Source organism: Haloarcula amylolytica JCM 13557, assembly GCF_000336615.1.
GTDB classification, from domain to species: domain Archaea; phylum Halobacteriota; class Halobacteria; order Halobacteriales; family Haloarculaceae; genus Haloarcula; species Haloarcula amylolytica.
In genome coordinates, this window is the sequence record NZ_AOLW01000007.1 from 77046 (window position 1) to 91197 (window position 14152).

The 14152-nt window shown below is 64.2% G+C and carries 15 protein-coding genes; 7 read left to right on the top strand and 8 right to left on the bottom strand.

Features of this window, described 5'->3' with window-relative positions; all coding sequences use genetic code 11:
• Positions 1-135: 135 nt before the first annotated feature.
• A complete protein-coding gene (locus C442_RS02610; RefSeq protein WP_008307598.1) occupies positions 136-1170 on the top strand; it encodes a PrsW family intramembrane metalloprotease in 1035 nt (344 codons plus the stop codon).
• Here C442_RS02610 and C442_RS02615 read toward each other — a convergent pair.
• Positions 1167-1745: a riboflavin synthase gene (locus tag C442_RS02615; protein ID WP_008307599.1), complete on the bottom strand. Its 579-nt coding sequence runs from the start codon at positions 1743-1745 to the stop codon at positions 1167-1169. The genes C442_RS02610 and C442_RS02615 overlap by 4 nt on opposite strands.
• A gap of 128 nt (positions 1746-1873) precedes the next feature.
• On the opposite strand from C442_RS02615, the gene C442_RS22015 reads away from it, so the two are divergent.
• Positions 1874-2020 (top strand): hypothetical protein, encoded by a 147-nt coding sequence (locus tag C442_RS22015; protein ID WP_008307600.1) that lies wholly within the window; start codon positions 1874-1876, stop codon positions 2018-2020.
• Here the strand turns inward: C442_RS22015 and C442_RS02620 are convergent.
• On the bottom strand, positions 2017-3222 hold the full coding sequence (locus tag C442_RS02620) for a phosphoglycerate kinase (RefSeq protein ID WP_008307602.1): 1206 nt from the start codon (positions 3220-3222) through the stop codon (positions 2017-2019). The genes C442_RS22015 and C442_RS02620 overlap by 4 nt on opposite strands.
• Positions 3223-3563: 341 nt before the next feature.
• Positions 3564-4568, bottom strand: a complete 1005-nt coding sequence (gene gap / locus C442_RS02625) for a type I glyceraldehyde-3-phosphate dehydrogenase (protein WP_008307604.1) — start codon at positions 4566-4568, stop codon at positions 3564-3566.
• 201 nt (positions 4569-4769) lie between these two features.
• Here gap and C442_RS02630 point away from each other — a divergent pair, with 201 nt between their 5' ends.
• Entirely contained in the window at positions 4770-5156 is a 387-nt protein-coding gene (locus C442_RS02630) for an Hsp20/alpha crystallin family protein (RefSeq protein ID WP_004590910.1), read from the top strand.
• A 56-nt stretch (positions 5157-5212) separates the two neighbouring features.
• On the opposite strand, the gene C442_RS02635 is transcribed toward C442_RS02630, so the two are convergent.
• Entirely contained in the window at positions 5213-6076 is an 864-nt protein-coding gene (locus tag C442_RS02635) for an ATP-grasp domain-containing protein (protein WP_008307609.1), read from the bottom strand.
• A 189-nt stretch (positions 6077-6265) separates the two neighbouring features.
• On the opposite strand from C442_RS02635, the gene C442_RS02640 reads away from it, so the two are divergent.
• Positions 6266-6697, top strand: a complete 432-nt coding sequence (locus C442_RS02640) for a universal stress protein (protein WP_008307611.1) — start codon at positions 6266-6268, stop codon at positions 6695-6697.
• Between the two features lie 54 nt (positions 6698-6751).
• Here the strand turns inward: C442_RS02640 and C442_RS02645 are convergent, their stop codons facing one another.
• Both C442_RS02645 and C442_RS02650 read right to left on the bottom strand, forming a co-directional pair.
• On the bottom strand, positions 6752-6949 hold the full coding sequence (locus C442_RS02645; RefSeq protein WP_008307614.1) for a hypothetical protein: 198 nt from the start codon (positions 6947-6949) through the stop codon (positions 6752-6754).
• 251 nt (positions 6950-7200) lie between these two features.
• The gene (locus C442_RS02650; protein WP_008307616.1) at positions 7201-7734 is read right to left on the bottom strand and encodes a 50S ribosomal protein L16; all 534 of its coding nucleotides are present in this window, start codon (positions 7732-7734) and stop codon (positions 7201-7203) included.
• A 230-nt stretch (positions 7735-7964) separates the two neighbouring features.
• Between C442_RS02650 and C442_RS02655 the strand changes: the two genes are divergently transcribed.
• On the top strand, positions 7965-8963 hold the full coding sequence (locus C442_RS02655) for a glutathione S-transferase family protein (protein ID WP_008307618.1): 999 nt from the start codon (positions 7965-7967) through the stop codon (positions 8961-8963).
• Positions 8964-9071: 108 nt separating this feature from the next.
• Positions 9072-9545: a type IV pilin gene (locus tag C442_RS02660; RefSeq protein ID WP_008307620.1), complete on the top strand. Its 474-nt coding sequence runs from the start codon at positions 9072-9074 to the stop codon at positions 9543-9545.
• A 35-nt stretch (positions 9546-9580) separates the two neighbouring features.
• Here the strand turns inward: C442_RS02660 and C442_RS02665 are convergent, their stop codons facing one another.
• A complete protein-coding gene (locus C442_RS02665; protein ID WP_008307622.1) occupies positions 9581-10633 on the bottom strand; it encodes a TrmB family transcriptional regulator in 1053 nt (350 codons plus the stop codon).
• A gap of 171 nt (positions 10634-10804) precedes the next feature.
• Between C442_RS02665 and C442_RS02670 the strand changes: the two genes are divergently transcribed.
• Positions 10805-12823, top strand: coding sequence for a glycoside hydrolase family 15 protein (locus tag C442_RS02670; RefSeq protein WP_008307623.1), 2019 nt, complete (start codon positions 10805-10807; stop codon positions 12821-12823).
• Positions 12824-12964: 141 nt separating this feature from the next.
• Here C442_RS02670 and C442_RS02675 read toward each other — a convergent pair whose 3' ends face one another.
• Positions 12965-14131 (bottom strand): ABC transporter ATP-binding protein, encoded by a 1167-nt coding sequence (locus C442_RS02675; RefSeq protein ID WP_008307624.1) that lies wholly within the window; start codon positions 14129-14131, stop codon positions 12965-12967.
• Positions 14132-14152 lie beyond the last annotated feature (21 nt).

Consider the following 14152-nt stretch of genomic DNA (forward strand, 5'->3'; position numbering starts at 1 on the left):
CCTCTCGTCTCCTCTGCAAAGATCCGGTAGCAGGGCCGTCTCTGGCTCCTCCGGCGTCGTCTACGACGCCGTTCAGTGTCCCTTCGGATATAGTCGAACCAAACGGTTAGGTGAGGCGGCCTGTAGACGTGGCACATGGGAAAGCGACGGCAGGACCCGGTCGAGGTAAACGCGGACGGGTCGGCAGACCTCTATGAGATATCGACTTGGGAGCCCCGGTCGAGGCTGGACCGGTTCGCCCACTGGCTCTACCACATCGGAATACGGACGCTGCGGTATCTGGTCATCCTTGCAGCCATTCTGATCCTCCTCCTGCAGGTCGCGTTCGGGAGCCTCGGCGCGCTCAGCGACCAGCCGCTGTTTGCCGGGATGGCCATCCTCTCTGCCGTGCCGGCGCTCGGACTCGCGGCCTACATCTACTACGCCGACGTGACCACCCAGGAGCCGCTGACGCTGCTCGTGGGGACGTTCCTCCTCGGTGTGCTGTTCGCCGGCTTTGCGGGCGTGCTCAACGGCATCTTCGGTGCGCCGATACAGGCTATCGGCTCCGGGTTCGGGCTCGTGCCGTTCCTCGGCCAGGTGTTCGTCTTCTTCCTCATCGTCGGTCCTGTCGAGGAGACGGTGAAACTGCTGGCGGTACGCCTGTACGCCTTCCGCGACAACCGCTTCGACGCCGTCGTCGACGGTGCGGTGTACGGCGCTGTCGCCGGTCTCGGCTTTGCGACTATCGAAAACGCGCTGTACATCACACAGAACGCCGAGATGGCTACCGGGACGGTCGAGTTACTCGCCGCGAGCAGCGACATCACCGCGATCAGAGCGCTCGCGGGGCCGGGTCACGTCATCTACTCGGCCTTCGCCGGCTACTACCTCGGTCTGGCGAAGTTCAACCCTGACGACGCCGGCCCAATCGTGCTGAAGGGACTGCTCATCGCTTCGCTCATCCACGCCGTCTACAACACGCTGGCCGGCCCGGTCACAGCTATCGCGGCCACGATATATAACGTCGACTTCCTCGTCGCCTTCTTCGGCTTTGTCATCGTGTACGACTCGATTTTCGGCCTGCTGTTGCTGAAGAAAGTTCACGCCTACCGGCAGGCGTACAAGCGCGCTCACGAGGACCCGGACGAGACTGCGCTTCGCCCGGAACAGACCGAGTTCGACCCCTAGACCAACTGTTCGACGTATTTCGCGACCACGTCGACCTCCAGATGCACCGGGTCGCCGACTGATTTCTCCGACAGCGTCGTCTCGGCGTACGTCGTCGGGATGATCGCCACGTCGAACTCCTCGGAGCGACGGTCGGCGACGGTCAGGCTGATGCCGTCGACCGTTATCGACCCTTTCTGAACCAGATAGTCCCGGTGGGCCTCGGGCAGGGAGAAGGTGAACGTCCAGTCCTCGCCTTCCTGTTCGATACCGACAATCTCGGTCGTCGTGTCGACGTGGCCCTGGACGATGTGGCCGTCGAACCGGCCGTCCGCGGGCATCGCCCGTTCGAGGTTCACCTGGTCGCCGCCCGAAAGGTCGTCGAAGAACGTCCGAGCGAGGGTTTCCCGGGCGAGAAACACCTCAAACCACTCGCCGTCGGCCGCCTTCTCGACGGTGAGACAGACGCCGCTGACGCTGATCGACTGCCCGTGGTCGAGTCCCTCGAACGGCGCGCCGATCCGCATCCGACGCCCGCCCTCGTCGTCAATAACCGCCTGCACCTCGCCGGTCGTCTCGACGATTCCGGTGAACATACCCCAGATACAGCACGGCTGGCGGAAAGCACTTCGCTTCCCGGAGACGCAATATAGACTCGGAACCGAGTAATTACTTACAACATCCTGGCGGAAGGAATTTATTCTCGCCGCTGGTAGCGCGGTGTATGGCAGCTACGCCCGACGCTGACCACGACTGGACTGGCCGTCACGCACGGACGGAACCGACCGAAACCGGGCGAATCGTCGAGGTGCCTGACGAACTAATCGAGGACTGGGACCTGCGACACGCGGAGACGAAAGGCCGCAGTTAACGCTGTAGCGCTTCGACGCCGACCAGTTCCGCGCCGGTCAGCGCCCGGATGTAGGCCCCGCCCGCGATAGAGACGTGGCCGAATTCGTCTTCTTCCATCCCGTACATCTCGATAGCTCGTGAGGTGTCGCCGCCGCCGACGACGGAGAAGCAGTCGGTGTCGGCGATGGCTTCGAGCACGCCTGCGGTGCCGACAGAGAACCGCTCGTCCTCGAACATCCCCAGCGCGCCCTTCACGAAGACGGCCTCGGAGTCGCGGATGATCGGCGAGTACTCCATGACGGTCTCGCTGCCGACGTCGAGGTAGGAGACGCTTTTCTCCTCGATATCGTCGACAGCCTGCTCGGCGCGGTCGCCGTTCTCGTCCTCGTAGGCCAGGTCGACCGCGAGCGTGATCTGGTCGCGGTGGTCTTCGAGCATGGACTCGATCTTCTCGCTGTTTTGCTCCCACTGCTCGTCGTAGAGGTTCGCGTCGTCGATGTCGTAGCCGACCGGGTAGCCAGCGGCCCGGAGGAACAGTTCCCCGGCGATGCCGCCCAGCAGGAAGTCGTCGACCTTCTCGTCGAGGTGGGTCATGACGTCGATGACGTCGGTGGCCTTCGTCCCGCCGACGACCATCGTCACCTGCCCGTCGAACTCCTTCTCGGCGATGGCGGTGTTGGCCTCGTACTCGGTTTCCATCACGCGGCCGGCGTAGGCGTCCATGACTAGCGGGAAGCCCACCAGTGAGGCGTGTGAGCGGTGGGCCGCCGAGTAGGCGTCGTTGATGTAGGCGTCGAACTCCCCGGCCAGCGTCTGGACGAACTCCGTCTGTGACTTGATTTCGGGGTCCTCCTCGGGCAGTTCGTCGTCGCACATCCGCGTGTTCTCCAGAACGAGTACGTCGCCGCCGTCGAGAGCCGCGATGTCGTGAATCGCCTGCGGCCCATAGGTCTCGTCGACGAAGTCCACGTCGTGGTCGATGTGTTCCGCGAGGATGTCGGCATGTTGCTCGAGTGAGACGAAATCGTCGCGACCCGGGCGGCCCTGGTGAGCCAGCACCGCGATCTCGAACCCGCGGTCGACCAGTTCGCTGATCGTCTCCGCGTGGCGGTCGAACCGTCGATTGTCCTGTACTGTGCCGTCCTCCACCGGTGAGTTGAGATCGAGTCGAACGAGGACGCGCTGTCCGTCGTCGAGGTCGTCGAGCGTCTGGAAGGTCATCACTCGGGAGGAAACCTGCCGACCGCTTAACGGTTTCCGAGTCCGATAGCGGCCGGTTCGCCCGGCCGAGCCATACCGTCACTACGCCTTCTGCCTCGGCTACTGACTCGGAAAGGGAGAGAAGGGATGGGGTGGGAGTGAGTGGTGGTCCCTCGTCCGCTGTACCCAACTGTGGGTCACGGGCTGTCGACTGCGGATACGGCTGACTGCGCCGACACACAGAGCCGACCAGTTGTGTGGAACTGATTCACACTCTGTGTGTACCAAGATATTTTGCGAACAATCGTGATAAACTTTCCTTCTATTTTGACCAGTTCCTGAATAAAACGGCCGGGCGACGACTACTCCGTGATGTACTCGGCCACGTCGAGCATCCGGTTCGAGAAGCCGTACTCGTTGTCGTACCAGGTGAGGATCTTCGTCATCCCGGAGACGACGTTCGTCGACTGCAGGTCGACCTGCGTGGAGTACGGGTCCCCGAGGATGTCCGAGGAGACGACGTCGTCGCTCGTGACGCCGAGCACGCCTTCGAGTTCGCCGGCAGCGGCCTCCTCGAAGGCGGCGTTGACGTCGCTCTCCGTCACGTCGTCGTCGAGGTCGACGACGAACTCGGTGATGGAGCCGTTCGGCACCGGGACACGGATGGCCATCCCGTCGAGTTTGCCTTCAAGCTCGGGCAGGACCTCGGTGGTCGCCTGCGCGGCACCGGTCGAGGTCGGGATGATGTTCTCGGCGGCCGCGCGGCGACGGCGGGGCTTGCCGTTCGGGCCGTCCATCAGGTTCTGCGAGCCGGTGTAGGCGTGGACCGTCGTCAGCTGGCCGGCGTTGATGCCGAACTCCTCGTCGAGGACCTTCGCGACCGGTGTGATGGAGTTGGTCGTACAGGAGGCGTTCGAGACGACGTCTTCGCCGTCGTACTCGTCGTGGTTGACGCCGTAAACGAGCTGTTTGACCGGCTCGTCGCCCTTCGGCGGCGCGGAGATGAGGACCTTGTCGGCCCCGGCGTCGAGGTGCTGGCTCGCGTCCTCCTTGGTGCGGAAGATGCCGGTCGCCTCGAAGGCCACGTCGACATCGAGGTCGTCCCACGGGAGCTGTGTGGGATCTGTTTCGTGGAAGATGCCTGCTTCGAAGTCGGTCCCCTCGACCGTGAGGACGCCGTCGTCGACGCTGGCCCCTTCGAGTTCGCCCATGACGGTGTCGTACTGGGCGAAGTAGTCGATCTCAGAGTCATCCATCACATCGTTGATACCGACGACTTCGACGTTGTCGTTGTGTAACGATGCGCGGAATACGTTGCGGCCGATACGGCCGAAGCCGTTGAGGCCGACGCGGACTGGCTCACTCATTGGTGTCTAGAGAGGCAGTCGGTCAGTGTAAAGTGTTTTCGGATTTGTTGTAAATTTGTGTTTGTTTATGCGCGTTCGAGTGCGAATGATTAATAGTGAAGGTGACCGTTCGTGTGAGAGTACCCGCTCGACGGCGTCTGGTAACAGGTACTATATTCGTCCGAAGGCTTTTGAAACGGACGGACGTACTGGTCTATAGGAATGAGACGCGATGACAGTGACGACCCGTTCGACGAGTTCTTCCGGGAAATAGAGCGGATGATGGACGAGATGATGGGGGCCGAAGGCGACGTCCACATCGACCGGGACACCGGTGGCGGTGGGGCCGACCTCCACGTCGACGTTCACGAAACCGACGAGGAGATCCGGGTCGTCGCCGACGTTCCGGGCGTCGACAAGGACGCAATCGACCTCAAGTGCGACGGCACTGTCCTCACGATCAACGCCGAAAGTCCGGAGCGCGAGTACCACGAACGACTGACCCTGCCGACCCGCGTCGACGAACACTCAGCCGCCGCGACGTACAACAACGGCATCCTCGAAGTCACCTTCGACCCCGAAGAGGACTCCGCCGACATCGAACTGTAGCGCGCCCAATACACGGTTCTGGTTTTCTGCGTGCCAGCAACAGCACGCTTGCACTGCTACTGTTCAGCCGTTTGCCGTATCAACGCCGCCAGATCGTCCCAGAAGCCGTCCTCGTACTTCGTCGCCGAGTCGATGGTCGGCCGGGCGTTCGTCTCGTTGACCACTGCGCGGTCCTCGGTCACCAGCAGGTCGACGCCGAGGTACGGAATCTCCAGTTCGTCGGCCGCGTCTTCGGCCAGTTCCCGTAGCGCCGCTGGCAGTTCCTGCCCTTCGGCTTCGGCCCCGCGGTGGACGTTGTGTTTCCACCGGCCCTGCTCGCGGCTCGCTTCGGAGAGGCGGCGCTCCACCGCGCCGACGTACTCGCCGTCGACGACCATCACGCGGTAGTCGGCGGCGTCGGCGACGTACTCCTGAACGAGAAACGACTGGTCGCCGACCGCGCGGTAGTCGTGGACCAGATCGAGGTAGTCGACGATGCCGAGAAACGAATCCAGATCGTGGGCCTTGGCCACGCCGACGCCGCGGGTCGTCGAGTTCGGCTTCACGACCACGGGTGGGTCGAATCGCTCAAAGGCCGCCGTCAGTTCGGCCTCGCTCGCCGGGTTCGACACGACGACGGTCTCGGGAACGGGGACGTCCGCACGGCCGAGACGCGCCAGCACGTCGGCCTTGTTCCGCGAGCGGAGGATGGCCTCGCGGTCGTTGACCCACGGCACGTCCAGCATGGCGTCGGCGACCGCTCCCTCCATGATTCGGGAGGGGTAGACGAAGCCCACGTCGTACTCACCGAAGGGTCTCTCGTCGAGCGCCAGCGTCCGCTCGGCTGTCTTGACGTGGCCCACCTCGATGTCACGGGCCGCCAGCGGCCCCTGCATCCGCTCGAAGGTCTCGGCGTTCGTGGCGACGGCCAGCCTGTGCATAGCTTGCAGTTGTCGTGGAGGGATAAAACACGCTCGCAGCCGCTCTCGGCACACGATGACCGGACTCTGCTGCGCGTCGCGTGCCTATTCTCGCTAGCCACAGAATTGCGGCGTATAATGGATGAATACGCAACTATTGGCGGAAATGACAGATAAGCGCTAAGTATGTCCGGGAATAATAGACCACGCGTGTACGACGACATTCTCTTCCCGACGGACGGCAGTGACGGCGCAGACGAAGCGCTTGCACACGCGCTCGAACTGGCAGAGACGCACAACTCGACGATTCACGTTCTCTCTGTCGTCGACTCGACCTATCTCGGAAGCGCCGCAGCAGAAGCGACGACCATCGAATCGCTGCAGGAACAGACCGAGCAGGTCGTCGACGAGACGGTCGACGATATCGCTGACCACGGCACGGCTGTCGTCGCCGAGCGCCGAATGGGTGATCCCTACGAGGAGATCCTCGACTACGCCGAGACTGCGGGCGTCGATATGATCGTCATGGGAACCCACGGCCGGAGCGGCCTGGACCGGTTTCTACTGGGGAGCGTCACCGAGAAGGTTGTTCGGACGGCGGACGTGCCGGTGTTGACGGTCCGACTGTCCGACGAGGCGTAGCGGAGCAACTGCAGTCAGCCCCGGTCCGCGTGGCGCGGTGAGCCACCGTATAGCTCACTTGCCGCCGCGCCCTCGCCGGAGCGCCCACAGTACGAGGAGGACACCCTCGACGCGGGCGGCGCTGTACACCCACGGGCGCAGGTCTATCTCGTCACCGTTCGTCGCCGCGAGCCCCATCCAGAAGTCAACGACCTTCTGGGGGCGGAGCAGTTCGATGACGCCAAGGGCCAGGAGTATGACTCGGAGTACCATACTGGTGGTACGCGGAACGGGTGCAAGAACATTATGGGTGCTGGTACCATAGGCCAAGACGCACGCCCCGAGTGTATGGGTTCGCGATTGAGATACGACTCAGTATTCTCCGGAGCGGCACGGAGAACGAGGCAAAGGGGACGAGTTGCGGACGTCTCGCCCTGCGAACGGCGAGCGAACACTGCTTGACTTACGCGACCAGCAGGTCTTCGCCGTGTTCTGCGAACGGTCAGAAGACGTTGTTGACCGATTTACGCGATCAGCTTCTCTTCGCCGCGTTCGACCTTGATGCGGCAAGAGGGCGTGATCTTGTTGTAGGCGCGGCGGAACGCTTCCTTGACGTGTTCCGCGTCTTCGACGTTGCAGTAGGCGGTGAACAACTGTTCGCCGGCCTGGACGCGGGCGGCGGTGCCGACGATCTTCCCGAAGGCGGCGCGCATCCCGTCGGAGACACGGTCGGCCCCGGCACCGGTCGCCTGCTTGTTCTCGCGCAGGACCTGGTGGGGGAACTTCCGGAGGGTCATCTTGTAGTCGCCCTCTTCGCCGAGCTCCTTGATCATGTGGCGGTTGGCCGACAGGCGGGAAGCCTCCAGCGAGCCGTGACGGAGCTGGACGGTCTCCTCGACGATGAGGCTGATCTGGACTGGGTAGTCGTCGGCGTCCTTCTGCTTGCGGCCCATCTTGTGCTGTGCGATCTTCGACCCGGGAATGCCTGTGATGTATTCGCGTCGGGTGTACGCGGGCTTGTCGATGTCCCGGTACATTGAGGCGGGTTTGTCCGACATAGGTACTCTTGGAGAATACGTCGCCGAGCGGCCCAATAAGGGCTTCGAACCCGCCCGGCGGCGTGCCGTGGTGTCCCATACACCGGCCCGCGACCGCCAGCGGCCCCGGACTGACCGTTGCTGTCGTTGCTGGAGTCCCTGCTCTCGGTAGCGTCGGGAACATCGGTGTTGGACCGGTAACACCGCTGTCACCGCGCTCTTTTACCACTCGCGCGCGTACGACTGTTACCATGAATATGCTCGTCGACGGCGAGTGGCGGACTGACGCGTACGAAACGACAGACGAGGACGGGGCTTTCGACCGGCAGGACACCACCTTCCGAGACCGGGTCGAGGACGACCCCGACGCGCGGTTCCAGCCCGAGGCGGGCCGGTATCACCTGTACGCCTGCCGCGCCTGTCCGTGGGCCCACCGGATTCTGGTCGCCCGGAAACTGCTGGGACTCGAAGACGCCATCACCGTCGACTACGTCGACCCGTTCCGCGGTGAGGACGGCTGGCAGTTCACGCCCGACAAGGACGGCTGCACGCCGGATACGGTCAACGGATCGGACTACCTCCGCGAGGTCTACGTCGCGGCCGACCCCGACGCGACCTGCCGCGTGACGGTCCCGGTGCTCTGGGACAAACAGGAGGAGACAATCGTCAACAACGAGTCCGAGGAAATCCTCAGGATGCTCGACACTGAGTTCGACGACGTGGCCGACAACGACGTCGACCTCTACCCCGAAGGCTATCAGGACGAGGCCGACCGGATCATCGACGACATCTACGAGCCCATCAACAACGGCGTCTACCGCTGTGGCTTCGCGAACAGCCAGTCGGCCTACGACGAGGCCGTCGCGGAGCTGTTCGACGCCCTGGACCACTGGGACAGCGTGCTCGAAGACCAGCGCTTCCTCGCCGGCGACCGCCTGACCGAGGCGGACATCTGTATGTTCACGACGCTCGTGCGCTTCGACGAAGTGTACCACACCCACTTCATGTGCAACCACAAGCTCATCCGCGAGTACGACAACCTCTGGCCGTACCTCCGGGACCTCTACCAGCTCCCCGGCGTCGCCGAGACGGTGAACATGGACCACATCACGGAGCACTACTACACCACCCACCCCGACGTGAGCCCGAAGCGCATCGTCCCGATGGGGCCCGACCCCGATTTCGAGGCCGACCACGACCGCGACGAACTGCCGGGCGACCTCCCCGAAACGCTACTTCCGACGGCGTAACCGGGCCGTTTCGCGGCCGGATATCGAACGCTGAGTCGACGCTGTTCCTTTTATATACCCAGTTCTCACCTGTGTTCAATGAGTCGGGTAGACGGGCGAAGTCGGGCCGTGAGCCCAGTCATTGGCGTCGTTATCCTCGTCGGAATTGCTGCAATTCTCGCTGCCACCATCGGTGTGTTCGCGCTCGGCTTCAGCGAGCAGCGACCCACGCAGGCACCGCAGGTCGCTATCGTGGCCGACTACAGCGAGCGGACTACCGGCAATGGGGAGTATCTGAATCTCAGCTTCGAAAGCGGCGAAACCGTCTACCGGGACAACCTCACTGTCGTCGTCTCCGGTGCTAGGAGTTCCGACGGCAGCGACGTGACGCTTGACACCGACCCGATACAGGCACAGGCCTCGACGCGGATTACGTCGGGGACAGAAATCACGATCCATCGTGGACAGTTCTCCGGTATCACGACTGGGGAATCTCTGGACCTGAGCGACGCGACGCTTCGACTCGTCTGGGCTCCCGTGGACGAACCGGAGTCGGAAACGTACGTCATCTATCGCTGGCCGGACCCGAGCCAGCGCAACTGAACGGCTGTTTTGCCTCCGCTGTCGGACTGCTCTCTTCACTCGGCCAGCGAGAGCGTGACTTCGTCGGTTTCGTAGTCCTCGATGAACGACCCGGAGCCGCCCAGCGAGACAGTCCGGTCGCCGATATCGACGACTAGCGTGTGTTCGATGGGGTAGGAGTTGGTCTGTGGCTCGGCGACGCCCTGTTTCGTCTCGACGACGGTCCCCTCGATGGTGGTGGTGTCGTCGTCGGCCTGTACCGCTCGTACTTCTGCGGAGACGTGGATGTCGTGCCCGGCGCGCAGATGGAGCGTCGCCTGGAGGACGGCGTGGCGGAAGTCGTGGTAGGTGGCGGGGAGCGGGGCCGGGTCGGTGACGGTCTCCTCGGTGGCCATCAGCCAGTAGTTCCCGAGGAACGACCCCGACAGCACGGGGACGAGCTGTTGCTGGACGAAGGCGATAGCGCGCTGGTCGGAGTTGGTGCGTGTCACCATCTCCGCTGGGGAGACGAGGCCGAACTGGGCGTCGACGGTGAGCATAATCGGCATCGGCTGGTTCCAGGACCGGACCACGGAGGCCAGCCCGCGCACGTCGTCCGGCTCCAGGCCGTCGGCGCTGCTGACGACCAGCATCACGAGGACGCCGCGGTCGACGGCCGCGACCAGTTCCTCCGAGATCTCCGGGAGGTACTGCTGGGGAACCGACAGCATGATCTCCCGTTCCGCGTTTCTGATGTACTCCGTGAGCCGCTTGATGACTGTCACCCGGGACTTGATGACGTCGAACTGCTGTGGTTCCCGCGCACTCGCCGAGTATCGGGAATCGAGCGCCCCACTCATCTCTTCGAGCCGGTCGGTCAGGGCGTCGATGACTTCCTCGGGCGGCCGGGCGCGTATCGTCGTGGGCACGACGTGGTCGTTGACCTCGATGAACCCCCGGTCTTCGAGCGATTCACTGATGCTGTAGACGTACCGTTTTGAGACGCCGGTGTCGTCGGCGATTTCGCTGGCCGTGGCCTCGCCGCTGCCGAGAATCGACAGGTACGTGTCGACTTCCTTCTCCGACAGGCCCAGTTGCCCCAGCCTGTCCCTGAGAGTCGAATCGTCCATCTGTTCACATCTGGTACCGGCGGCGGATAACTGTGTTTCGGTGCTGTGTGGCCCGCCAACGCCCCCGAAGCCGCCCAATGGGCCGTATCGTCGACTGGCCCACACCGCGCTCACAAGAATGAAAAACTATTACACCATATTTTATATCCCCCGCAGTGGTGTCTCTCACCAATGACGCTCCGGACGGCACTTAACGACTTCAAGCGGACCCGGGACCGCCGCCACCAGTTCCCGGGCGAGTTCCGCTCTACGACGGGCACTTTCTCCGGACTCGACAGCCGGTTGGTGCACGTCGACAGCGATGGCTCGCTGCGGGACTACTCCTATCCGCTGTGTGGGCTCACGGGGATCGACCGCTCTCGGTTCGGCATCGACACGGGTTCGACGACGTGGTTCAGCGCCGACGCCGACCAGCGGTATCGCGGTGACGCCGGCGTCGTCGAGACCATCCACGACTGCGGCGACTGGGCCGTCGTCCAGACGGACTGCACTATCGAGCAGGCTCATGTCACCCGGTTCGAACTTCGCGGCGACGCACCCGCCGACGTGTCGCTTTGGGCGTTCGTCGATTTCGCACCTGACGGGCGGGACGGCCGACAGAGCCTGCTGATGCACGGAAACACCGTCGAGGCCTACCATCGCTCCGAACACGACTTCGTCGGCGTCTCTACCGAACTCGACGCCGTTCAGGGCCAGATTCCCGAGCGGTTCCCCGAACTCGTCGACAGTGAGCCGGTCTCGTTCCCCCGAGCGACAGGGGAACGACGGTACGAGGACACGACGCTGACTGGTGGTGTCCTGCTGTCCGCGCCGTTCGTCGACGGGGGCGTCACGCTGACCACGCTGCTGACGGACACGAACGATATCGGCCGTGACGCGGCGCTGTCGACCATCGACCGGCTGGTGAGCGACCATTACACCTCGGAGACGCTACTCGAAGCGGGCCAGGCACAGCGGCGATGGAGCGTGCCCGCGGACACGCCGAACCGCGAGAGCGTCGTGGCCGACCTTCGCGTCCTCTCGCTGCTTTCGGCCGCGAACGGGGCCAGAATCGCCGCGCCGGACTTCGACCCGTACTACGTCACCTCCGGCGGGTACGGGTACACATGGTTCCGCGACGACGCCGAGATTTCGGCGTTCCTGCTCGAAGCTGACGGGACGTTCGACCTCGGCCTCGAGTCGTGGCACCGGCGCTCCGCCGCGTTCTACTGTCGCACCCAGCAACCGGACGGTAGCTGGCCCCACCGGGTCTGGCCCGGCGACGAGACGCTCGCGCCGGGCTGGGCGAACGCTCGGCTCGAGAGCGGTTCGGACGCGGACTACCAGGCCGACCAGACCGCGAGCGTCACCACCTTCCTCGCGACGTACCTTCGAACCGGCGAGCCGGCGAATCCGGAGTGCATCGAAGCCACGCTCGGGCGCGCCGTCGAGAGCATCGACGACACGCTGGCCGACGACGGCCTCCCCATCGCCTGCCAGAACGCCTGGGAGAACATGCAGGGTCGGTTCACGCACACCGCTGCGACCTTCCTGCACGCCTACGCGGCCGTCGCCCGCGCACCGGTCTCCGCCGCGCTCCGGGACCACGCCCGGTCACAGGCCGAAACAGTGCTGTCAGCCCTTGATGCGCTGTGGACCGGTGACCGCTACGCCCTTCGCGAACACGACGGAGCCATCGACGACCGACTGGACTCCGCGACGCTGGCTCTCCCTGCGGCCTGTCGTGTCGCTGCAGAGGCCATCGACCTGCCGGCGGAGACCCGCGACCGGCTCTGTACCCACGTCGAGACGACACTCGACGGGCTGGAACGGGACACCGGCGACATCCGGGGTCTCATCCGCTTCGAGGGCGACGACTGGCGGCGCGGCTCGCAGGACCGCGAGAAAGTCTGGACCGTCTCGACGGCGTGGGGCGCAAACAGTGCCGCCCAGCTGGGTGCGCTCCTGCGTGACGCCGACGACAGCCGAGCGACGGCGGCCTACGGCCGCTCCCGGGACCTGCTGGACGAGATCCTTCCCGGCGGCTCGCTCGTCCAGTCCAGCGGCTACCTTCCCGAGCAACTGTTCGACGACGGGACGCCGGACTGTGGCACGCCGCTCGGCTGGCCCCACGCGCTCCGGCTGGCAACCGTCGCCCACCTCGCTGACGCCGGGGAGCTCACTGCCGAGCTGCTGAGCGCCCGCGAGTAAACTGCCGAGCCGCTGAGCGCCCGCGAGTGGTTTTTTACGGACCGCGCTGCTCGCGCACTCGCAAACGTAGCGGATGGCCGTAGGGACTCTATAACTGGTCGAAAACAGTGACTACGCCCGGACGTGGACACTGCCTATCCCTTACTGCGGTGCTGCGACGGGCGCGTCCTCGCCGGCTGTAACCGTCTCGCCGGTCCCCGGGTCGAACAGATGGACAGCGGATTCGTCGAACGACACCTGCACGCGGTCGCCGATGGCCGGCTCTACGTCGGTGCTCACCCTGGCGATGAAATCCGGCGCACCGTCGCCCTCGAACCCGGTTTTCGATTCGCCCAGATCGAGATAGAGGTAGTTGTCGCTACCGATGGGCTCGAGCACGTCGACCGTCGCCGGAACGGCGTTCTGGTCGCCGCCGTCGCTGACGGAGACGTGTTCCGGTCGGATACCCAGCACGTACGAACCGCCTTCGATGTCGCCGAAGGCACTGGCACGGCCGCCCGTGAGGTCGTAGGAGAAGTCGTCGTGAGCACCGGTGAGCCGGATGCCGCTGCCGAGTGGCTCCGCGGTCACGTCGAGGAAGTTCATCGAGGGCGAACCGACGAAGCCGCCGACGAACTGGTTCGTCGGGTTCTCGTACACGGTCTTCGGCCGACCGGCCTGCTGGAGCTCCCCGTCGTTGAGGATGACGATGCGGTCGCCCATCGTCATCGCTTCCTCCTGGTCGTGGGTGACGTAGACGGCTGTGATGCCGAGTTCCTCCTGCAGGCGCTGGATTTCCGTTCGCATCGTCGTCCGGAGCTTCGCGTCGAGGTTCGACAGCGGCTCGTCGAAGAGGAACACGTCCGGCTCCCGGACGATGGCGCGCCCGAGCGCGACCCGCTGTTTCTGCCCGCCGGAGAGCTGGTCCGGCGTGTCATCGAGCAAGTCCCCGATACCCATCATCTCCGCCGTCTCGGTGACTCGCTCCTCGCGCTCTTCCTTCGAGAGGTCGGTGCTCATCCGGAGGCCAAAGGCCATGTTCTGGCGGATGGACTTGTGCGGGTACAGCGCGTAGTTCTGGAACACCATCGCCACGTCGCGCTTGCGGGCGTGGACGTCCGTCACGTCCTCGTCGCCGATACGGATACGACCGCTCGTCGGCCGTTCAAGCCCGGCAATCATCCGTAGCGTCGTCGATTTCCCACACCCCGACGGGCCGACCACCGTTACGAACTCCCCGTCGTCGATGGACAGATCGACGTCGTCGACCGCCACGATGGAGCCACCGTCGAACTCCTTCCGGAGACCGTCTAGTTCGAGACTCGCCATTACACAGAGTCTCACACCCAT